This is a genomic window from Kitasatospora sp. NPDC059817 (assembly GCF_042731835.1).
In the GTDB taxonomy this organism is placed as follows: domain Bacteria; phylum Actinomycetota; class Actinomycetes; order Streptomycetales; family Streptomycetaceae; genus Kitasatospora.
On record NZ_JBHWIR010000043.1, the window covers coordinates 17,383 to 39,227 of the forward strand.

9 protein-coding genes are annotated in these 21,845 nt (G+C 73.7%); 8 read left to right on the plus strand and 1 reads right to left on the minus strand.

What is annotated here, in order from left to right; all coding sequences use genetic code 11:
* Window positions 1–448 precede the first annotated feature (448 nt).
* The 4 genes from ACFV61_RS12230 to ACFV61_RS12245 all read left to right on the plus strand — a co-directional run bounded on the left by ACFV61_RS12230 (window position 449) and on the right by ACFV61_RS12245 (window position 8,699).
* Window positions 449–4,801 carry a LamG-like jellyroll fold domain-containing protein gene (locus ACFV61_RS12230; protein ID WP_380491455.1) on the plus strand — a complete coding sequence of 1,451 codons (4,353 nt, stop codon included), beginning with the start codon at window positions 449–451 and terminating at the stop codon, window positions 4,799–4,801.
* Between the two features lie 162 nt (window positions 4,802–4,963).
* Window positions 4,964–5,497: a PadR family transcriptional regulator gene (locus ACFV61_RS12235; protein WP_363374032.1), complete on the plus strand. Its 534-nt coding sequence runs from the start codon at window positions 4,964–4,966 to the stop codon at window positions 5,495–5,497.
* Between the two features lie 2 nt (window positions 5,498–5,499).
* The gene (locus ACFV61_RS12240) at window positions 5,500–6,180 is read left to right on the plus strand and encodes an ABC transporter ATP-binding protein (RefSeq protein WP_063349686.1); all 681 of its coding nucleotides are present in this window, start codon (window positions 5,500–5,502) and stop codon (window positions 6,178–6,180) included.
* Window positions 6,177–8,699, plus strand: a complete 2,523-nt coding sequence (locus tag ACFV61_RS12245; protein ID WP_380491457.1) for an ABC transporter permease — start codon at window positions 6,177–6,179, stop codon at window positions 8,697–8,699. The genes ACFV61_RS12240 and ACFV61_RS12245 overlap by 4 nt, the downstream gene beginning before the upstream one ends.
* Window positions 8,700–8,759: 60 nt before the next feature.
* On the opposite strand, the gene ACFV61_RS12250 is transcribed toward ACFV61_RS12245, so the two are convergent.
* Window positions 8,760–9,743 carry a LuxR C-terminal-related transcriptional regulator gene (locus ACFV61_RS12250; protein ID WP_380374142.1) on the minus strand — a complete coding sequence of 328 codons (984 nt, stop codon included), beginning with the start codon at window positions 9,741–9,743 and terminating at the stop codon, window positions 8,760–8,762.
* A gap of 374 nt (window positions 9,744–10,117) precedes the next feature.
* Between ACFV61_RS12250 and ACFV61_RS12255 the strand changes: the two genes are divergently transcribed.
* The 4 genes from ACFV61_RS12255 to ACFV61_RS12270 all read left to right on the plus strand — a co-directional run bounded on the left by ACFV61_RS12255 (window position 10,118) and on the right by ACFV61_RS12270 (window position 21,831).
* Window positions 10,118–11,326 carry an IS256 family transposase gene (locus tag ACFV61_RS12255; protein WP_380491458.1) on the plus strand — a complete coding sequence of 403 codons (1,209 nt, stop codon included), beginning with the start codon at window positions 10,118–10,120 and terminating at the stop codon, window positions 11,324–11,326.
* Between the two features lie 365 nt (window positions 11,327–11,691).
* Complete coding sequence (locus ACFV61_RS12260) at window positions 11,692–11,820, plus strand: hypothetical protein (protein WP_380374146.1); 129 nt, start codon at window positions 11,692–11,694, stop codon at window positions 11,818–11,820.
* 61 nt (window positions 11,821–11,881) lie between these two features.
* Window positions 11,882–12,094, plus strand: coding sequence for an MbtH family protein (locus ACFV61_RS12265; RefSeq protein ID WP_063349684.1), 213 nt, complete (start codon window positions 11,882–11,884; stop codon window positions 12,092–12,094).
* 182 nt (window positions 12,095–12,276) lie between these two features.
* On the plus strand, window positions 12,277–21,831 hold the full coding sequence (locus ACFV61_RS12270; RefSeq protein ID WP_380491460.1) for an amino acid adenylation domain-containing protein: 9,555 nt from the start codon (window positions 12,277–12,279) through the stop codon (window positions 21,829–21,831).
* Window positions 21,832–21,845 lie beyond the last annotated feature (14 nt).

Genomic DNA, 21,845 nt, shown 5'->3' on the forward strand with positions numbered 1-21,845 from the left:
CCCCTCCCTGCCGACCACGGCAAACGGACACGACGAACAGGCACCGTTACCCCCCCATAGGTAGCCACGTCCTCAGCTAGGGCGTGGACAGACGACTGTGGCGGACAGTAGGGGGTAATGCGGCCCCGGGTCGAGGAGTTGACCGATCACGACGTGGAGTGATTCATGTCACAGGGAGTCAAAGTGGTTCGCCCACCCCCAAACCAGACAGTTGACCACCTAAATGATTTGACCATCAGTTTGCCATTGCGGGAGCTTGCTGGCGCCCCCTGTGCCTGTCCTTTACCGATCGGCCAGAGGGGCAGATCCGATTGTCATAGCGAGGGGGGAACCTCACCACATGCCTGCCGCTCCGCCCGGCGCCCGCTCCGGCACGCGTCTTCGTCCACGGACCCCGTCCACGCGCGCATCCGTCGCGGCCGTTGGCCTCGTCCTGGCCCTGACCTCGGTGGCACCCGTCGCGTTCGCCGCCCCGGCGCCCACCACGCCCACCACCACACCCGGAACGCTTTCCCCGGACCTGCTGGCGGCCATGGCCGCCGCAGACGCCAGGCAGACCAAGGAGAAGCCTGCGGCTGCGGCCGCCGACCGGGCGATCGCCCAGGCCAAGGCCACCGGCAAGCCCGTCCCCGTACCAGAACTGACGGACGAGTACAGCGAAACGGTCGCCACTCCCGAGGGCCACCTCTCCCGTTCCCAGCACGCCGACCAGCAACGCGTCAGGCAGCAGGACGGCATCTGGGCCGCTCTGGACCCCAAGCTCGTCGCCGACCCGACGGGCGGCTACCGCCCCCGGGCCGCCTCCTCCGGAGTCCACCTGTCCGGCGGCGGAAGCGGCCCCCTCGGCACGCTGACCAGCCCGGACGGCGAGAAGCTCGTCATCGACTCGCCGTTCCCGCTGACCAAACCGTCCCTCGACGACGACGGCGACGGCCTGATCTACCCCGATGTCGCCCCGGGCATCGACCTGAAGGCCACCGCCGACAAGTTCGGCGGCCTCAGCACCGTCCTGATCGTCAAGACCGCCGAAGCCGCCAACAGCCCGCTGCTGAAGAAGATCCGCTTCGGTACCACCGGTCAGGGCGTCACCGTCATGGACGACGGGTCCAACAACCTCACCGCCACCGGCAAGGACGGCAAGGTCCGCTGGCACGCCCCGGCCCCTCGGATGTGGGACAGCTCGGGCAGCACGGCCGGTACCGTCCCCGCAGCCCCTGCCGGCAAGTCCGCCGCGGCAGCGCAGGCCGCCCCGGCCGACGGCGACGGCGCGACCCAGGCCGGTGTTCCCGCCAAGTCGGACAAGCCCAGCAGCGCGGACGGGCCCGGCACGGGCGCCAGGGTCGCGACCATGCCGACCACGGCCTCCGGCGATGCCGTCGAGCTGACCACCGACGCCTCGGTGCTCGGCAAGGGCCAGGGCCCCTGGTTCATCGATCCCGGGTGGATCTACGACTCCCGCAGCGGCAACGCCTGGACCTGGACCCAGCAGGCGTACCCGAAGACGCCCCGCTACGGGCAGACCACCGCCTCCGACGGCCAGTACGCCCGCCCCGGCGTCGGGTACCAGGGGTACCAGGTCGACAAGGGGATCGAGCGGTCCTACTTCCAGATCGACACCCGCGGATTCGGCGGCACGGTCATCAACAAGGCCACCATGTCGGTCTGGGAGTACGAGTCCTCGGACTTCTCCTGCACCACCACCTACCCGGTGGACCTCTACTTCACCGGGCCGATCAACAACCAGACCACCTGGAACAACCCGCCCACCGTGGTGGGCGGCCGACTCGGCCGCGCCGACGTCGCCGGCTCCGGCGGCAGCGGCTGCTACGACAATCGCGAGTTCCAGTACGACGTCACCTCCGTCTACCGGGACCGCGCCGCCACCCACGACAACCTGACCTTCGGCGTGTTCGCCGGCGACGAGTCCAACAAGATGGCCTTCAAGCGCCTGACCTACAACCCGGTGGTGGTCGTCGAGTACGACCGCGCACCGGACACCCCGACCAACACCTACGTCTGGCCACCGCCGGGCACGGCGTCGCCGTGGGCCGAGAACCAGGGCTGCGACGGTTCCTCGGTCGGCTGGCTCGGCGCGGGCAGCAACTTCAACGGCGCGGTGTCACTGAACGCCACCGTGCACAGCCCGGTACAGAACTCGCTCTACTCGTGGTCGAAGATCTGGGACTACAACCTCCCGGGCGTGCCCGAGGTCGACTCCGGGAAGTCCGGTCTGGTGGGCAACGGAGGCAACGCCGCCTTCCAGGTGCGCTCCGACGTGATCAAGGACGGGCACGTCTACGGCTGGGGCTCCTTCGCCACCGACGACTTGACCTCGTCGGGATACGCCCCCGCGTGCCGCTTCGGGGTCGACCTGACTCCCCCGAGCCTGTCCGTCCCCGATGTCTACACCGCTCTTCCCGAGAGCTCGCTCGCCGACCACTTCCCGCCGTCCGGCAACGGACAGGTGACCAGGAAGAAGGCCTGGGAGTGGGGCATCGTCCCCTTCACCGCCGCCGACACCGCCCCCAACGGCGGCACGCCGTCGGGTGTCACGTGCGCCCGGTGGTCCTGGGACCCGCAGCTCTCCGGCGCCCAGTGGCAATGCGGATCCTCCCTCCCGCAGGGCGGCGTCAGCGTCCTGCCGGGCCGTTGGGGCACCAACATCGTGTACCTCCAGGTGATGGACAACGCCCGCAACGTCTCGCCGGTGGCCCAGTACGCCTTCTACGTCCCGTGGAACCCGGACGGCCCGCCGCCGGTCTTCGGCGACGTCACCGGTGACGGCGCGCCCGACATCGTCACCCCCGACCAGTCGGGCGACCTGCGCGCCTACGCCGTGGCCGGCAACCCGCTCGCCAAGAGCCCTGCCGTCTCCCTCGTCGCCAAGCGCGACGACTCACCCACCGGACAGGGCTGGGCCAACATCCAGTTCGCCCACCGCGGCACACTGACCGGCGGCAACAACATCGACGACATCGTCGCCCACGCCCCCGGCGACAAGGACCTCTACCTCTACGGGAATCCGGGCAACACCGGCTACTACGGCCGGGTCGACACGAGGTCGGTCCTCCCGAAGCCGAAGTGCGTCACGACGGCCAGCGAGGACTGCTCCTGGCTCACCGCCACCGGATACAACGCCACCGACTGGTCCAACACCCTCCGCGTGGCCGCACTCGGCGACCCGGCGAACACGGACCTCGACTACAAGCTGCAGTTCAAGAACAAGAGCGGCCTGCTCACCGTCGAGAGCACCGAGAACGGCACCGACGCCGCCCTCTGGTACTACCCCACGACCAAGCTCCAGACCCTCGGCAAGCCCGTCCGGCTCGCCGCCTCCGGGTGGAAGGACAAGGAGCTCATCGCCCCCGGCGACTGGGCCAAGCAGGGCCACCCCGGCCTGTGGGCCCGGAACCTGGAGGCAGCCGCGGACGGCGGCAAGGGCACTCTGCTCGCCTACACCTTCACCACCGGGACAGTGGTGTCCACCGACCGCAACGGCAGGCCCGTACTGGACACCAGTGGGAACACCGCCACCGTCCCGACGCTGGCCCAGATCTCCAACCCGGTCACGATCGGCTCCGTCTCCCCGGACACCTGGCCGACGCTCGGCTCGGACGGGGACCTCACCGGCAACGGCGCGGCCGGTCTCTGGGGCAAGCGCGGCAACGGTCAGATCGACATCTGGTGGGGCGCGCCCACCAACCCCGGCAGCCCCAACGCCGCCTTCACCTGGCAGGCCGGACCGACCCGGGCCGCGGACACCTCCGTGAACCCGCTCTGGTGGGCACTCGACGGCACCACCGCCGTCGACAGCAACGCCGCCAACGCGCTCTACCCGAGCACGTTCACCCGCACCACCGACCACAACGGCGCCGCGGGCAAGGCGACCGTCCTCGACGGCAACACCCTCTACCGCAGCACCAACCAGGCCGACATCGACACCGGCCAGAGCTACACAGTCGCCGCCTGGGTCAAGATCAACAACGCCAACGGCTACCAGACCGCCGTCTCCCTGACCGGCAACGAGCGCAGCCCGTTCTACCTGCAGTACTCCGCGACGTACGGCAAGTGGGCCTTCAACCTGCCCTCGTCGGACCAGCTCCGCCCCAGCACGTACTACGCGGCCGTCGACTCCGAGCAGCCCCAGATCGGCGCCTGGACCCACCTGGCCGGCACGTTCAACGCGGACACCCAGACCGCGACGCTGTACGTCAACGGCCGAGCGGCCGGAAGCGCGAAGGTCCCTGCGGGCTGGAAGGCCAACGGCAGTCTGAACATCGGCGGGGAGACCACCACCCGGTACCCCGGGCCTGACAGCCGCGTGAACGGCGCGGTCAGCGACGTCCGGATCTACCCGTACGCGTTCACCGACCAGCAGGCCAACACGCTCGCCACGGCCGGCTCCAGCGTCCAGATCCGGAGCGCCTACAACCCCGGCAGGTGCATCGACAGTTGGGGCGGTTCCATCGGCACGGCGGTCGCCTTCTACAACTGCTACAACGGCAACGCCCAGCACTTCAATCTGACCATCGACAACAAGGTCAAGGTCTCCGGCACCGACCGGTGCGTCGCCACCAACGACAAGCCGGCCGGCAACGGCACCAAGGTGTCCTTCCAGACCTGCACCGCCGACGACGCCCAGACCTGGGTCCGCCGCTACGACGGCACGCTCTACAACCCGATCTCCGACAAGTGCCTCGAACTGCCCGGCTGGGCGGACGCGAACGGCACCACACTCGGGGTCTGGTCCTGCACTGCCAGTGCAAACCAGCGTTGGCTGGTGCGCGCCCAGGCGGGCTGACCACCGGTGCCCACGGAAGTCTGAAATGACCAGGGCACCGAACCGCTCCGGCCTCCCCGAGTCCTGCTCGGGGAGGCCGCGGCCGTAGCGGCGGCGCCGGCCGGGCCCCCAGGGGGCCCGCTATACACCTGTGTGTATACATGGCCTGTATAGTCCCGGAGCATGTCACTCGGACAGCTGTTCCTCGGCTTGCTGGAGACCCAGCCCCGCCACGGATACGACATCAAACGCCTCCACGACGAGCACTTCGGGCGCGACCGCGGTCTGCACTACGGGCAGGTGTACGCGACGCTCTCCCGGCTGCTGAAGAACGGGCTGGTGGTGGTCGACGGTGTCGAGGCCGGCGACGGCCCGGAGCGCAAGCGGTACGCGATCACCGACGCCGGGGTCACCGACCTCGCCAACTGGCTCGCGCACCCGGAGAGCCCGCAGCCGTACCTGCAGAGCACGCTCTACCAGAAGGTCGTGCTCGCCCTCCTGACCGGCCGCTCGGGGGCCGACGTCCTGGACGCGCAGCGGGCCGAACACCTCAAGGAGATGCGGGAGCTGACCCGCCGCAAGCTCACCGGGGACCTCACCGACCAGCTGATCTGCGACCACGCCCTGTTCCACCTGGAAGCCGACCTGCGCTGGCTGGAGCTCACCGCCGCCCGCCTGGACGAACTCGCCGCCCGCATCACGGAGTCCCAGCGTTGACCATGCCCGAACCCCTGCTCGCCGCCCACGACCTGCACAAGAACTTCGGGCTCACCCCGGCGCTCGGCGGAGCCTCGCTCACCGTCGCGGCCGGCGAACTCGTCGCCGTGATGGGCCCGTCGGGCTCCGGCAAGTCCACCCTGCTGCACTGCCTCGCCGGGATCACCCGGCCCGACAGCGGCCGCCTCCGCTACCGGGAACGCGACCTCACCGCCTGCTCCGACGCCGAGCTGAGCGCCCTGCGGCGCACCGAGTTCGGCTTCCTGTTCCAGTTCGGCCAGCTCGTCCCGGAACTCTCCTGCCTGGAGAACGTCGCGCTCCCGCTGCGCCTCAACGGACTGCGCCGCCGGGCCGCCGAGGCCCGGGCCCGCGAATGGCTGGAGCGCCTGGAGGTGGACGACGTGGCCGCCAAGCGCCCCGGCGAGGTCTCCGGCGGCCAGGGCCAACGGGTCGGCGCCGCGCGGGCCCTGATCACCGGACCCAGGGCGGTCTTCGCCGACGAGCCGACCGGCGCGCTCGACTCCCTCAACGGCGAGCGGGTGATGAAGCTGCTCACCCTGGCCGCCCGGGAGACCGGCGCCGCCGTCGTCCTGGTCACCCACGAGGTCAGGGTCGCCGCCTACGCCGACCGCGAGATCGTCGTCCGCGACGGCCGCACCCGCGACCTGGCGGGCGCGATATGAGCAGTTCCACCACGAGCGGCCCCGGCGTGAGCAGCCCCGCCGCGAACACCCCCGCCGCCGACCGGGTCCGCTCGCCGTTCCTGGACCAGCTCGGCCTCGGCGTACGCCTGGCCCTCACCAACGGGCGGGACGGCTGGGGGCGGCTGCTGCTCACCGCCTGCGGCGTCGGCCTGGGGGTGGCCCTGCTGCTGTTCACCGCCTCCTTCCCCGGCATCGTCCAGCACCGCAACGAGCGCCTGTACGTGCAGAACGACACCTTCCGCGACGAGGACCTGCCCACGCCCGGCGACCGGACGGTCCTCATCGCCACCGCCGACACCACCTTCCGGGGCACCCCGATCCGTGGACGGGTCGTCCAGCCCGAGGGCCCGGACGCGGCGCTCCCGCCCGGAGTGGCCGCGTACCCGCCGCCGGGGCGGATGGTCGTCTCGCCCGCCCTGGCCGAGCTCCTGAAGGACCCGGCCAACCAGCTGCTGCGCGACCGCCTCCCCTACCCGGTGGTCGGCGGCATCGGCCCGGCCGGTCTGCTCGGCCCCGGCCAGGCCGGCTACCTGCTCGGCAGCGACCGGCTCTCGCTGGACGCCGGAGCCGACCGCATCACCTCGTACGGCCACTTCTCGCCGCCCAAGCCGATGGACCCCCGGCTGATCCTGCTCAACGCCGTCGGCCTGACCGTGATGCTCGCCCCGGTCGGCGTCTTCCTCGCCGCCGCCGCCCGCTTCGGCGGCGAACGGCGCGACCGCAGGCTCGCCGCGCTGCGCCTGGTCGGCGCGGACCGCCGGATGACCGCCCGGCTCGCCGCCGGGGAGTCCCTGGTCGGCGCGGTGCTGGGCCTGGTCGCGGGCGCGGCGCTGTTCCTGCTCGGCCGGCAGCTGACCGGCCACCTGCGGCTCGCGGGCTTCAGCTTCTACCCCGAGGACATCGCGCCGCACCCCGCCATCGCCGCCGCGATCGCCGTGGTCGTGCCGCTCCTCGGCGTCGGCGTGACCCTGCTGGCGATGCGCCGGGTCACCGTCGACCCGCTCGGCGTGGTCCGCCGGTCCGGTCCCGGCCGGCGCCGGATCGGGTGGCGGCTGGCGCTGCCGCTGGCCGGTCTCGCCCTGACGGCGCTCGCGCTGGCGCTGCCCACGCAGTACAACCCGTCCGGGATGGGGCGCACCGCCGTCTTCAACTCCGTTCAGGACACTCGCGGTTCACTGCTGGTCGCGGTCGGCGTGCTGCTGATGCTGGTGGGCGTCTGCACCCTGCTGCCCTGGCTGGTGGAGGCCGCCACCCGGCGCTCCGGCGGCGGCGTGTCCTGGCAACTCGCCATCCGAAGGCTCCAGTTGAGCTCGGGACCCGCCTCGGCCGCGGTCAGCGGCGTGGTCGTCGCCGTCGCCGGGGCGATCGCCCTGCAGACGCTCTTCCTCGGCGTCAGCGCGAGCTACGAGGGCCGCCCCGGCCCCCGCGCCGCGGTCGGGCCGTACCAGCAGTCGGTGTCCTTCCCCGGCGGCGGACCGCAGGCCGACCTGCTCGCCGACTCGCTGGCGCGCTCCCCCGGGGTGCAGGCCACCGCCGCCTACACCGAGTTCGCCCTGGAGACTCCCACCGCCAAGTCCTGGGAGCTGCCCGGCGTCCGGATCGCCGGCTGCGCCGTGCTGCGCGGTTTCGCCACCCTGCCCGACTGCAAGGACGGTGACGCCTTCGCCGTCCAGGGCCGGACCATCCGACCGGGCGGCGGCACGAGCACCGGAGCGAACACCGGAACGAGCACCGGAACGAACGACGGAACGAACACCGGAACGAACCGCGGCACGGACGCCGCCGCCGAGACCAGGCCCGGCACGACCGTCCACGCCGCCTACTTCCGCGGTGACGGCGAGCCGCCGTCCTGGCCGCTGCCCGCGGTGACGGCCACCGTCGAGCCCGTCGAAGGCGCCGACCCCAACGGGCGGCTCGGCTCCGGCCTGCTGCTCCTCACCCCGGCCGCCGCCCCGGCCGCCGCACTGCGCGGCCAGCCCGCGACCGTCCTGGTCGCGATGGCCCCCGGCCTGCCGGACCCGAAGGAGCAACTCGCGACCGCCGTCATGGCGATCGACCCGCAGGGCTTCGCCGGGTCCCCCCTCGACCGCGCCGTCGACCCGACCTACCTCGCCGTCAAACGCCTGCTCACCGCCGGCTCCGCCGTCACCCTGCTGCTGGTCGCCCTCAGCCTGCTGGTCGGCCAGTTGGAGCGGTTCCGGGAGCAGCGCCGCATCCTCGGCGTGCTGAACGCCGTCGGCACCCGCCGCCGGATCCTGGGCCTGTCGGTGCTGTGGCAGACCCTCGTCCCGATGGCCCTGGGCATGCCGCTGGCCACTGTCGGCGGCCTGCTGATGGGAGCCGTCCTGCAGTACACGGCGGGCCTGCCCTTCGCCCTCGACTGGGGCTCCATGCTGGCCATGTCCGCGATCGCCGCCGGCGCCGTCCTCCTCACGACCGCGCTCGGCCTGCCGCAGCTCCTGCGCCTGATGCGGCCCGGCGAACTGCGCTACGAGTAGCACCGGCCCCCGGGGGCCGTCCCGCCGAGCGACGGCGACGGCCCCCGGTGCCGGTGCCGGTCACAGGTCGTCGAGGGGTTCGTCCAGGACGCCCTCGCGGGCGATGATGTAGCCGAGGTGGCCGCGGCTGCGGCTGCCGAGGAGTTCGCTGGCCTTCTGGATGTGGCTGGAGACCGTACGGGTGCTCATGCCGAGGCGGGAGGCGATGGCCTCGTCGGTGTAGCCGTTGACCATCAGGCGCAGGACGTTCTGGCGGGTGCGGTCGGTGAGCAGTTGGGGGCGGTGGCGACCCTCCAGGTAGGTGACCGGTTCGGCGCGTTCCCACATCAACTCGTAGATCTTGAGCAGGTACTCGACCAGCGGTGGGAACTGGATGAGCATCGCGGCGGCCTCGCGGTCGGCCGCGGCCGGGACGAAGGCGGTGGAGCGGTCGCAGATGATCACCCGGTCGAACACCTCGTTCAGGGTGCGTATCCGGGCGCCCTGGGCGGTGACCTGCTCGATGTAGGCCAGCGTCGGGCCGTGCGCGCGCACGGTGTGCTGGTAGAGGGTGCGCTGGCGGACGCCGCGCCCGGCGAGGGCGAGGTCGCGCGGGAGGGCGTCCGCGAGGTGCTCGGGGCTGCGGCCGCCGCCGGGCTGGGCGGTGCGCAGTTCCTCGGTGCAGGCGGCGACGGCCTTCTCCAGCGCGGGGTTGATCTCCTCGCCCGTCAGGAGGCGGACCGGCAGCTGGGCCCGGCGCATGACGTCCTGGTAGGCGCGGTCGGCGGCGGTGAAGGCGGTGCGCAGCTCGGCGAGCCGCTCCTGGTGGCCCAGCACGGCGAGTTCGAGCGGCCGGGTCAGGCCGGTGGCCGCGATGTCGGGCGGGACAGGGGTCAGCCGCTCGCCGGAGCCGGGTACGGAGCGCAGCAGGCCCATCGCGAGAAGGCACTCGGGGGCGTCTCCGGCGGCGCAGCCCTCGGCCAGCGCCACCCGGTAGAACTCGATCCCCCGGTCACAGAGCTGCGGTGTCCCCATTCCCGCGCTGTTGTCCTGGGATAGGCACATCTGGGCATCCTTCCGGCTTCGGCATTGCGGTTTCACGAATGCCCGTACCGGCCACCGCCAGGCGTCTGAAATGGCAGGATGGAAATCACCTGTCGGTCGGAAGCCGTCCCCCCGGGCTCTGACTGCCGTGAGTGTACGCCCAAGTGGCGCGGAAATCAGCGGCCGACGGCGAAGCCGAGCGCGCCCGGAGGCGGGGGAGCCGACCGCGGCAGTGGCGGACCCGACCGTACCCGGCCGCGGTGACAGGCGGATGGCCGCCGTGTCGCGCCTGTCGCCCCGTCAGGGCGGCCGGGGCGGACGGTCGGCGGACGGAACGGCCGACAGACGGAGGGCACCCCTTGTTGCGAGCTGATCCCGGCCCGGCGGTCCCACCCGTGGACCTGGCCGAGCTGGTGGACCAGCGGCTGGTGCGGCAGCTGGCGGAGGCCGCCGCCGAGCAGGTCGGCTCCGGCGCGATCCGGCTGCTGGGCGACGGCGGGCTGTTCCAGACGCTCGCCAAGCAGCTGATCGAGCACGCCCTGGAACTCGAACTCCAGGAGCACCTGCGCGGGGCCGAACCCGGCACCGACCCCGGCGCCAACGTCCGCAACGGCGCCCGGGCCAGACGGCTGCTCACCGAGGTCGGCCCGGTCGAGGTGCGGGTGCCCCGGGACCGCCAGGGCAGCTTCACCCCCCGGGCCGTCCGCCCCCGGGCCCGCCGGCTGCCCGGCCTCGACCGGCTGGTCATCTCGCTCACCGCGCGCGGCCTCAGTTCGGGCGAGCTGGTGGCGCACCTGGCCGAGGTGTACGGCGTGGAGCTCAGCCGGGAGACCGTCTCCGCCATCACCGACCAGGTGCTCGACGAGCTCGACGAGCGGCGCCGGTGCCCGCTCGACCCCGTCTACCCGGTGGTCTTCCTCGACGCGGTGCGCAGCGGCCGCTCGGGCGGCCCGCTGGTGCACCTGGCGCTCGGGATCTCCACCGACGGCCGGCGCGAGGTCCTGGGCCTGTGGCCGGCCACGGACGGGGAGCACTGGCCGCAGGTGCTGGCCGAGCTCGCCGAGCGCGGGGTGCGCGAGGTCTGGGTGCTGGTCGGCGACACCGGCGGGGGCCTGGCCGAGGCGGTGGCCGCGCGGTGGCCGCGCACCGTGGTGCACGGCTCGATGGCCCACCTGTTGCACGCCGCGCTGCGGCACGCGCCCGGCGAGGACTGGGGTGCGCTCGCGCGGACGCTGCGCGAGATCTGTGCCGCGCCCACCGAGCGGGCGGCGATGGCGCGGCTGTCCCGGGCCGAGCGGGAGTGGGGTCCGGGCCACCGCGAGGTGTTCCGGGTGTGGCGGGCGGCCTGGCCGCTGCTCGCCGCCGGCTTCCGCTTCGGCCCCGAGGCGCGGCGTCTGCTCGCGGGCGGGGGCGCGCTGGAGCGGCTGCACGCCCGGCTGCGCCGGATCGAGCAGGCCTCGGGCCGGGTGCAGGACGAACGGGCCGCGCTCAAGCGCGCCTACCTGGCGACGATCGCCCTGGAGTCACCCGCCTCGGCGGGGCGGACGTGGACCGACGACTGGCCCGCCGTCCGCGAGGAACTGCGCCGGGGATCGCACTGCTGACGCTCCATCACCTTCCGCACTGACGCTCCGTAACCCCCGCCCCTGCGGCAGCTTCGGCAGCTTCCGGAGGCCGGGGCCGGGGCCTCCCTCGCCGACGCGCCGGGGGAGTGGTTTGACCGAAACCCTCGCCAGTGACCGGTTCCCACCACTGATCTGACAGTGCCAGGCGCTCTTTGGATCAGATCTGTCTGTTTTTGACATGGTCTGTTCGGGCTTCCGGTTCCCGCAATGCGTGTTCCCGATCATGGCCAGAGCTTCCACCCCCGTTTGAGCCTCGGCAGGATGAATTTCCGAGCGAAGAGGGCCGACCGCCCCCTCGGAAAAAGGAATTAACGATGAAGAATCTTGCCGTTCGCATTCACCATATGCTCGGGATTCTCGCCGTTCTGCTGGTCGCCGGACTGGGCGTCCAGAGCAGCGCCGACCCACACTCGCCCCTGGCCGCCGCCGCCCTCGTCTCGGCGCCCAACGCCGACTCCGGCTGGGGTCCGTGAGCCGCGCTCCGGCGTAATTCCCCCCTCCCCGAAATTTCTCCGAACAAAGAGGAAACCGACGATGGCGAACCCGTTCGAGGACCCCGACGCCAGCTACCTCGTCCTGGTGAACGACGAGGGCCAGCACTCGCTGTGGCCGGCCTTCAGCCCGGTGCCCGACGGCTGGCAGCAGGCCTTCGGCGCCGCCGGCCGACAGGACTGCCTCGACTACGTCGAACAGCACTGGCAGGACCTGCGGCCGAAGAGCCTGCTCGCCCAGCAGTCCGGCCACTGACCGCAGCAGCCCAGCGCCGAAACCGCACCACCGCACCACCAAAACAGCCAGAACCGCCAGAACCGCCAGAACCACGCCACCGCACCGCCGCTCCATCGACCGCCCGGGCCGACCGCCCCGAAGGTCACCGAGCAAGCCGTTCCCGCCACCGCGGGGGCCAGCCGTACGAGGGAGAGAGCCACATGTCCGGGGTCCAGCAGACGCACAGAGCCGACCAGCGGCCGACCCTGACCGCGCTGGTCGACGCCCAGACGTCCCGCACCCCGCAGGCCCCCGCCCTGTACGCCGAGGGCACCACCCTCACGTACGCCGAGCTGGACGCCCGCGCCAACCGGCTGGCCCGGGTGCTCGCCGCCCGCGGCCTGGGCACCGAGGACATCGTCGCGCTCGCCCTGCCGAAGTCCCCCGAGGCCGTCGCCGCGATCCTCGCCGTGGCCAAGACCGGCGCCGCCTGGCTGCCCGCCGACCCGGCCTACCCCGCCGAGCGGCTGCGCCACATGCTGACCGACTCCCGCGCCGCCCTGGTGCTCACCACCGCCGAGGCCGCCGCCCAGTTGCCCGAGACCGGCGCCCCCCGGCTGCTGCTCGACGACCCCGGGCACCTCGCCGAGCTGGCCGCCCAGGCCGGCACCCCCTTCACCGCCGCCGAGCGGGTGCGGCCGCTGAGCGCCGGGAACACCGCGTACGTGATCTACACCTCCGGCTCCACCGGTGTGCCCAAGGGTGTGGCCGTCACCCACACCGGGCTGCCCAGCATGATCGACACGCAGGTCGCCGCCACCGGGGTCGGCCCCGGCAGCCGGGTGCTCCAGGCCGCCTCGCTCAGCTTCGACGTCTCCGTCTCCGACCTGGCCGTGGCGCTCTCCACCGGCGCCGCCCTGGTGCTCCCCCGCGAGCAGAGCCAGCTGGTCGGCGAGCCGCTGGCCGCGCTGATCGAGCAGTACGGCGTCACCCACGCCGACATCGCCACCGCGATGGCGGCCACCCTGCCGGACGTGCCGCTGCCCTCCCTGCGCACCCTGATCGGCGGCGGCGAGGCCATCCCGCGCGAACTGGCCGCCCGCTGCGGCCGCGACCGCCTGATGCTCAACAGCTACGGCCCGACCGAGACCACCGTCATCGTCACCATGAGCGAGCCGCTCACCGGCGAGGAGCAGCCCCCGATCGGCCACCCCTGCCAGGACGTGCGCATCCACGTGCTGGACGAGCGGCTGCGCCCGGTCGAGCCGGGCACCGTGGGCGAGCTGTACGTCTCCGGCCCGCACCTGGCCCGGGGCTACCTCGGGCGCCCCGGCCTGACCGCCGAGCGCTTCGTCGCCTGCCCCTTCGGCGAGCCCGGCGACCGGATGTACCGCACCGGCGACCTCGGCAGCCAACGGCCGGACGGGCAGCTGGACTTCGTCGGCCGGGCCGACGACCAGGTGAAGATCCGCGGCTTCCGGGTGGAGCTCGGCGAGGTCGAGCAGGCCCTCTCCGCCCACCCCGAGGTGCGCCAGGCCGTGGTGCTGGTCCGCGAGGACCGCCCGGGCGAGCGCCGCCTGGTCGGCTACACCGTCGGCGCCGCCGACCCGGCCGAGCTGCGCGCGTACTGCGCCGAGCGGCTGCCCGACCACATGGTGCCCACCGTCGTGGTGCTCGACCGGCTGCCGCTCACGCCCAACGGCAAGGTGGACAAGCGCGCCCTGCCGGCGCCGGTCTTCGCCGCCGCCGAGGAGGGCGGCCGGGCCCCCGCCGGGGAACTGGAGCACACCCTCGCCCGGCTCTTCGCCGAGGTGCTGGGCCTGCCCGCGGTGGGCGTCACGGACTCCTTCTTCGAGCTCGGCGGCGACTCCATCGTGGCCATCCGGCTCGTCTCCCGGGCCCGGCACGCCGGGCTGCAGCTCACCCCCCGCGAGGTGTTCCTCTCGCCGACCGTCGAGGCGCTGGCCCGGATCGCCCGACCGCTGGAGGGGCCGGTCGTCGCCGAACCCGCCGGGGCCGGCCTCGGCGAGGTGCCGCCGACGCCCATCGTGCACTGGCTGGCCGCGCAGCACGGCGCCGTCGAGAGCTTCTACCAGTCCACCCTGCTCACCCTCCCCGCCGGGAGCGGGCCCGAGCACGTGGCCACGGCCCTCCAGGCGCTGCTCGACCACCACGACGTCTTCCGCGCCCGCACCTCCCCGCTCGCCGAGCGCCCCTGGACGCTGCACGTCCCCGCCCCCGGCGCCGTCCCCGCCGGGGCCGCGCTGCGGCACGTCGCGGGCCCGGCCACCGAGGAGGCGCTGCGCGCCGAGACCGAGGCCGCCCGCGGGCGCCTCTCGCCCGAGGACGGCCGGATGCTCCAGGCCGTCCGGTTCGACGCCGGGCCGGGCCTGCCCTCGCAGCTCCTGCTCGTGATCCACCACCTGGCGGTGGACGGCGTCACCTGGCGCATCGTCGAGGAGGACCTGCTCGCCGCGCTCGCCGCCGTCCGCGAGGGCCGGGCCGTGGCGCTGGCGCCGGTGCCCACCTCCTTCCGCCGCTGGGCCCAGCGGCTCACCGCCGAGGCCGGGACCGACCGCCGGGCCGCCGAACTCCCGCTCTGGGAGGCCGCCCTGGCCACCCCGGACCCGCTGCTCGGCGCGCGCCCGCTCGACCCGGCCCGGGACACCTACGCCACCGAGGGCGTCCTGCGGCTCGTACTGCCCGCCGAGACCACCCAGGCGCTGCTGACCCGGGTCACGGCCGCCTACCACGCGCAGGTCAACGACGTGCTGCTGACCGCGCTGGCGCTCGCCCTCGGCCACTGGCGCGGCGCGGCGACCACCGGTCCGGACGGCGCCGTGCTGGTGACCGCCGAGGGCCACGGCCGCGAGGAGGTCGTCGACGGCGTCGACCTGCACCGCACCGCCGGCTGGTTCACCTCCCTCTACCCCGTCCGGCTCGCCCCCGGGGCGCTGCCCTGGTCCGAGGTCACCGCGGCCGGCCCCGGGCTCGGCCGGGCCCTCGGCCGGGTCAAGGAGCAGCTGCGCGCCGTCCCGGACAACGGCATCGGCTACGGCCTGCTGCGCCACCTCAACCCGGCCACCGCCGCCGTACTGGAGGGGTACACCGATCCGCAGGTCGAGTTCAACTACCTGGGCCGCTTCGCGCCGGAGGGCGTCACCGCCGAGGACGTGCTCGCCGGCACCGAGGCGATGAGCGAGGGCGCCGCGACCGGCCTCGCGCTCGGCCGGGTGCTCGGCCTGGACGCCACCACCGTCGACACCCCGCAGGGCCCGCTGCTGGTCGCCCAGTGGTCCTACGCCACCGGGCTGCTCGCCGAGGAGCGCGTGGCCGCGCTCGCCGAGGCGTGGTTCACCGCGCTGCGCGCGCTCGCCGAGCACGCCGACCGGCCGGACGCGGGCGGACACACCCCCTCCGACTTCCCGCTCGTCACGCTCGGCCAGTCCGAACTGGACCAGCTCGCCGGACACCACGCCCCCGCCCGCCTGGTGGACGTCTGGCCCACCTCGCCGCTCCAGCAGGGCATGGCCTTCCACGCGGCGTACGACACCGACGGCGCCGACGTCTACACCTCCGTCTGCACCTTCGACCTCACCGGCCCGGTGGACGCCGACCGGCTGCGCGCCGCCGCCGAGGCGCTGCTGCTGCGCCACCCCAACCTCAAGGCCGGCTTCCACCAGCGCCCCGACGGCCCGCCCGTGCAGGCCGTACCGGACGGCGTCGAACTGCCCTTCACCGCCATCGACCTGACGGCGCACGCCGACCCGAAGGCCGAGGCCGCGCGGATCGCCGCCGCCGAGTACGGCCGCCGCTTCGACCTCGCCCGGCCGCCGCTGCTGCGCTACACCCTGCTCACCCTCGCCCCCGGGCGCCACCAGCTGATCGCCGCCGCGCACCACATCCTGCTGGACGGCTGGTCCACCCCGCTGTTCGCCGAGGAGCTGTGGGGCCTGTACTTCCAGCAGCCGATGCCCCCGGCCGCCCCCTACCGCGAGTACCTGCGCTGGCTCACCCGGCGCGACGGCGCCGCCGCCCGCGCCGTCTGGACCCAGGCCCTGGCGGGCGCCGACGAGCCCACCCTGCTGGCCCCCGGCCGCTCCGCCGCCGCCCCGCAGCTGCCGCTGCGCCTGCACACCGGCCTCACCCCGGCGGCCACCGAGGCGCTGGCCCGCACCGCCCGCCGCTACGGCGTCACCCTCAACACCCTTGTCCAGGCCGCCTGGGGCGTGCTGCTGGCCCGGCTCACCGGGCGCGAGGACGTGCTCTTCGGCACCACCGTCTCCGGCCGGCCGCACGACCTGCCGGGCGTGGAGCGGATGGTGGGCCTGCTCATCAACACCGTGCCGGTGCGCGTCACCCTCGACCCGGCCGAGAGCTGGGGGCAGCTGCTGCTGCGCCTCCAGCACGAGCAGTCCGCACTGCTGGACCACCAGCACCTCAGCCTCACCGAGATCCAGCAACTCGCCGGAGTGGGCAGCCTGTTCGACACCGTCACGGTGTACGGCAACTACCCGGACCCGTCCGCCCTGGACGAGGCCGACCCGAGCGGCGCCACCCACGTCACCCTGGTCGAGGACGTCGACAGCGCGCACTACCCGCTGCTGCTGGCCCTCACCCCGGGCGACGGCCTCCAACTGCGCCTGGACCACCGGCCCGACGCCTTCACCCCCGCCGAGGCGCGCACCCTGCTGGACCGCTTCCTCGCCCTGCTCGACCGGATCGTCGCCGACCCGGCCGAACTCGTCGGTGCCGTCCAGGTGTTGACCGAGGAGGAGCGCGAGCGGCTGCTGACCGGCGGGGCCGGCGCCACCGCGCCACTGCCGGAGGCCGCACTGCCCGAGCTGTTCGAGGCGCGGGCCGCCGCGACGCCCGACGCGGTCGCGCTCACCGCCGACGACGTCGAGCTGACCTACGCCGAACTCAACGCGCGGGCCAACGGGTTGGCCGTTCGGCTGGTCGAGGCCGGGGTCCGCCCGGAGACCCCCGTCGCGCTGCTGATGGAGCGCTCGGCCGCCCTGGTGGTGGCGATCCTGGCCGTGCTCAAGGCCGGCGGCGCCTTCGTGCCGCTGGACGGCGCGCAGCCGGCCGAGCGCCTGCGGGCCGTCCTCGCGGACTCCGGGGCCCGGCTGGCGCTGGCCGACACCGCCCACCGGGCGCACACCGCGCTGACCGGACTGGACGTGCTCGACCCCGAGGGCGCACGAGACCCGGAGGGCGACGACACCGCCGGGAACCTCGGACTCCCCTTGAGCGCCGACCAGTTGGCGTACGTGATGCACACCTCCGGCTCGACCGGCGTGCCCAAGGGCATCGGCGTCACCCACCGGTCCGTGGTCGACCTCGCGCTCGGCGGGGCGTTCGCGGGCGGCGGCCACGAGCGCGTCCTGCTGCACTCCCCCGTCGCCTTCGACGCCTCCACCTACGAGCTCTGGGTGCCGCTGCTCTCGGGCGGCCGCGTGGTGGTCGCCCCCGCCGGGCGGCTCGGCGTCGCCGAGCTGGCGACCGCGATCGGCCGGGGGCAGGTCGGCGCCGCCTGGATGACGGTCGGGCTCTTCAACGTGCTGGCCGCCGAGGCCCCGGAGACCTTCGCCGGGCTGCGCGAGGTGTGGACGGGCGGGGACATCGTCTCGCCGGCCGCCATCCGGCGGGTGCTGGAGCACTGCCCCGGCCTGCGGGTGGTGAACGGCTACGGACCGACGGAGACCACGACCTTCGCGACCCGCCACCCGATGGCCACCGCCGCCGAGGTCCCGGCCGCCGTACCGATCGGGCGGCCGCTGCCCAACACCCGGGTGTACGCGCTGGACGCCGGGCTGCGCCCGGTCCCCGTCGGCGTCGCCGGTGAGCTGTACGTCGCGGGCGCCGGGCTGGCCCGGGGCTACGTCGGCCGCGCCGGCCTGACCGCCGAGCGCTTCGTGGCCTGCCCCTTCGGCGAGCCCGGCGGCCGGATGTACCGCACCGGCGACGTGGTGCGCTGGACCACCACGGGCGAACTGGAGTTCGTCGGCCGCGCCGACGACCAGGTCAAGCTGCGCGGCTTCCGGATCGAACTCGGCGAGGTGGAGGCCGCGTTCACCGCCCACCCGGCCGTCGGCCAGGCCGTCGCCGTGGTCCGCCAGGACCAGCCGGGCGACAAACGCCTGGTCGCCTACGTCACGGGCCCCGTCCGGCCCGACGAACTGCGCGCCTTCGTCGCCGACCGCCTGCCCGGCTACATGGCGCCCGCCGCGATCGTCACCCTCGACGCGCTGCCCGTCACCCCCAACGGCAAGGTCGACCGCCGCGCCCTGCCCGCCCCCGACTACAGCGGCGCCGCCGCCGGCCGGGCCCCGCGCACCGAAACCGAGCAGGCGCTCTGCGAACTCTTCGCCGAGGTCCTCGGGTTGGCCTCGGTCGGCATCGACGACAGCTTCTTCGACCTGGGCGGCCACTCGCTGCTCGCCACCAAGCTGGTCAGCCGCGTCCGCACCGCCCTCGGCACGGAGCTGCCGATCCGCGCGCTCTTCGACCACCCGACGGTGGCCGCCCTGGCCGCCGCCCTGCCCGCCTCCGGCGCGGCCCGCCCGGCCCTGCGGCCCGCCGCCCGACCGGAGCGCGTCCCGCTGTCCTCCGCGCAGCAACGCCTGTGGTTCATCGAGCAGTTCGAGGGCCCGAGCGCGCTCTACAACACGCCCGTCGCCCTCCGACTGACCGGCGCCCTCGACCGCCCCGCGCTGGAAGGCGCGCTGCGGGACGTGGTGGCCCGGCACGAGGTGCTGCGCACCGTCTTCCCGACCACCGACGGCCAGCCGCACCAACTGGTCGCCGAGGCCCCCGAGTCGATCCTGCGGACCATACCCGTGGCCACCGAGGAGGCGCTCCGGGACGCACTGGCCGAGGCCGGCGGGGCGGTCTTCGACCTCGCCCACGACCTGCCCGTCCGCGCGACGCTGCTCTCCCTCCCGCACGACGAACACGTCCTGCTCGTCCTGATGCACCACATCGCCACCGACGGCTGGTCCGTCGCCCCGCTCCTGCGCGACCTCGCCACCGCCTACCAGGCCCGACTGGCCGGCACCGCACCGCAGTGGCAGCCGATGCCGGTGCAGTACGCCGACTACGCCCTCTGGCAGCACGAACTCCTCGGCACCCCCCAGCAGCCCACCACCCTGCTCACCGAACAACTCGACTACTGGCAGCAGGCGTTGTCCGGCCTCCCGGAGGAACTGGCGCTCCCCTACGACCGGCCGCGACCGGCCGCGCCCAGCCACCGGGGCGGTTCCGCCGAGTTCGAGGTCGGCGCCGAACTGCACACCGCCCTGGCCGAGTTGGCGGGCCGGCAGAACGCCAGCCTCTTCATGGCCCTGCAAGCCGCCGTCGCCACCCTCTACACCCGCCTCGGCGCGGGCACCGACCTCCCGCTCGGCACCCCCGTCGCCGGACGCACCGACGAAGCCCTCGACGACCTGGTCGGCTTCTTCGTCAACACCCTGCTGCTGCGCACCGACACCAGCGGCAACCCCACCTTCCGGGAACTGCTGGACCGCGTCCGCCGCACCGACCTCGACGCCTACGACCACCAGGACATCCCCTTCGAGCGCCTGGTCGAACACCTCAACCCCCCGCGCACCACCCGCCACCCCCTCTTCCAGTCGCTGATCGCCCTGGAGAGCGGCCCGGCGGTGCCCGCCGCCTTCGGCGACCTGGCCTGCGCGGACCACCCCTTCGAGCTGGACGTGGCCAAGTTCGACCTGTCCTTCCGCTTCACCGAACAGGGCTCCCAGGCGGGCCTGTCGGTGGCGGTCGAGTACGCGGCCGACCTCTTCGACCACGCCACCGTCACCGCCCTCGCCGAGCGGCTGCTCCGCGTCCTGCGCGCCGTCGCCGCCGACCCGGACGCCCCGATCGGCAGCATCGAGATCCTCGACCCGGCCGAACGCGAGCACCTGCTCACCGGCTGGAACGGACCGGCGGCGCCGGTGCCCGAGGCCACCCTGCCGCAGCTGTTCGAGGCCCAGGCCGCCGCCACCCCCGACGCCCCCGCCCTGATCACCGGCGCCGAACAGCTCAGCTACGCCGAACTCGACTCCCGGGCCGAACACTTGGCGGCCCACCTCGCCGAGGCGGGCGTCGGCGCCGACACCCCGGTGATCCTCCTGATGGACCGCTCCGCCGACCTGGTGACGGCGATCCTGGCGGTGGCCAAGGCCGGCGGCACCTACGTCCCGCTGGACGACCGGCACCCGGCCGAGCGGCTGCGGCAGATCACCGCCGAGACGCGGGCGGCGCTCGTCCTGGTCGATCCCGCGCACCAGGGCCACCCGCTGGCCACCGACGCCCCCTGCCCCGTCCTGCCGCTCACCGAGGGCTGGTTCGACGGCCCGCGCAGGCGGCGCGCCCAGCCCGCCGGGCTCCACCCGGAGCAGCTCGCGTACGTGATGTTCACCTCCGGATCCACCGGGGTGCCCAAGGGCATCGCCATCACCCACCGGGACGTGGTGCAGCTCGCGACGGACCCGTGCTGGCACCACCCCGACGGGCTGCGGGTGCTCTTCCACGCGCCGCACGCCTTCGACGCCTCGACCTACGAACTGTGGGCGCCGCTGCTCTCCGGCGGCCAGGTGGTCGTCGCGCCGCAGGGCGACCTGGACGCCTCCGCCATCCGCGAGCTGGTCCGGGCGCACGGTCTCACCCACGTGCACGTCACCGCCGGGCTGTTCCGCGTCATCGCGGAGGAGGACCCGGGCATCTTCACCGGTGTGCGCGAGGTGCTGACCGGTGGGGACGTCGTCTCCGCCCCGGCCGTCCGCCGGGTGCTGGAGGCCGTCCCGGGCATCGCGGTGCGAGCGCTTTACGGGCCGACCGAGACGACCCTGTGCGCGACCCAGTTCCCGATGCCGACCGCCTCGGCGGTCCCGAACGTGGTGCCGATCGGCCGTCCGCTGGCCAACACCCGGACGTACGTGCTCGACACCGCACTGCAGCCCGTACCCGCCGGCGTGGCAGGCGAGCTGTACATCGCCGGCGCCGGACTCGCCCGCGGCTACACCGGCCGCCCCTCCCTCACCGCCGAACGCTTCGTCGCCTGCCCGTTCATCACCGGCGAGCGGATGTACCGCACCGGCGACCTCGCCCGCTGGACCACCGACGGCATCCTGGAATTCCTCGGCCGCGCCGACGACCAGGTCAAGATCCGCGGCTTCCGCATCGAACTCGGCGAAGTCGAAACCGCGTTCACCACCCACCCCGCCGTCGGCCAAGCCCTCGCCCACGTCCGCGAAGACCAGCCCGGCGACAAACGCCTCGTCGTCTACACCACCACTTCGACAGACAGTGTCACTCCGGGCGAACTGCGTGCCGCCGTCGCCGAAGCCCTCCCCAGCTACATGCTCCCCGCCGCCGTCGTCATCCTCGACACCCTCCCCGTCACCGCCAACGGCAAAGTCGACCGCCGCGCCCTCCCCGCCCCCGACTACACCGGCACCACCGAAGGCCGCGCCCCCCGCAACACCACCGAACAAACCCTCTGCGCGCTCTTCGCCGACGTCCTCGGACTCACCACCGTCACCATCGACGACCGCTTCTTCGACCTCGGCGGCCACTCCCTCCTCGCCACCAAACTGGTCAGCCGCATCCGCGCCGCCCTCGGTACGGAGCTGCCGATCCGCACCCTGTTCGACGCCCCCACGGTCGCCGCCCTGGCCGCCGTCCTGCCCGAGCGCGAACAGAAGGCCACGCCGAAGAAGGCCCGCCCGGCCCTGCGGCCGATGCGCCGCCCAGGCAGTCCGGCCTGACCTGCCGCCCACCT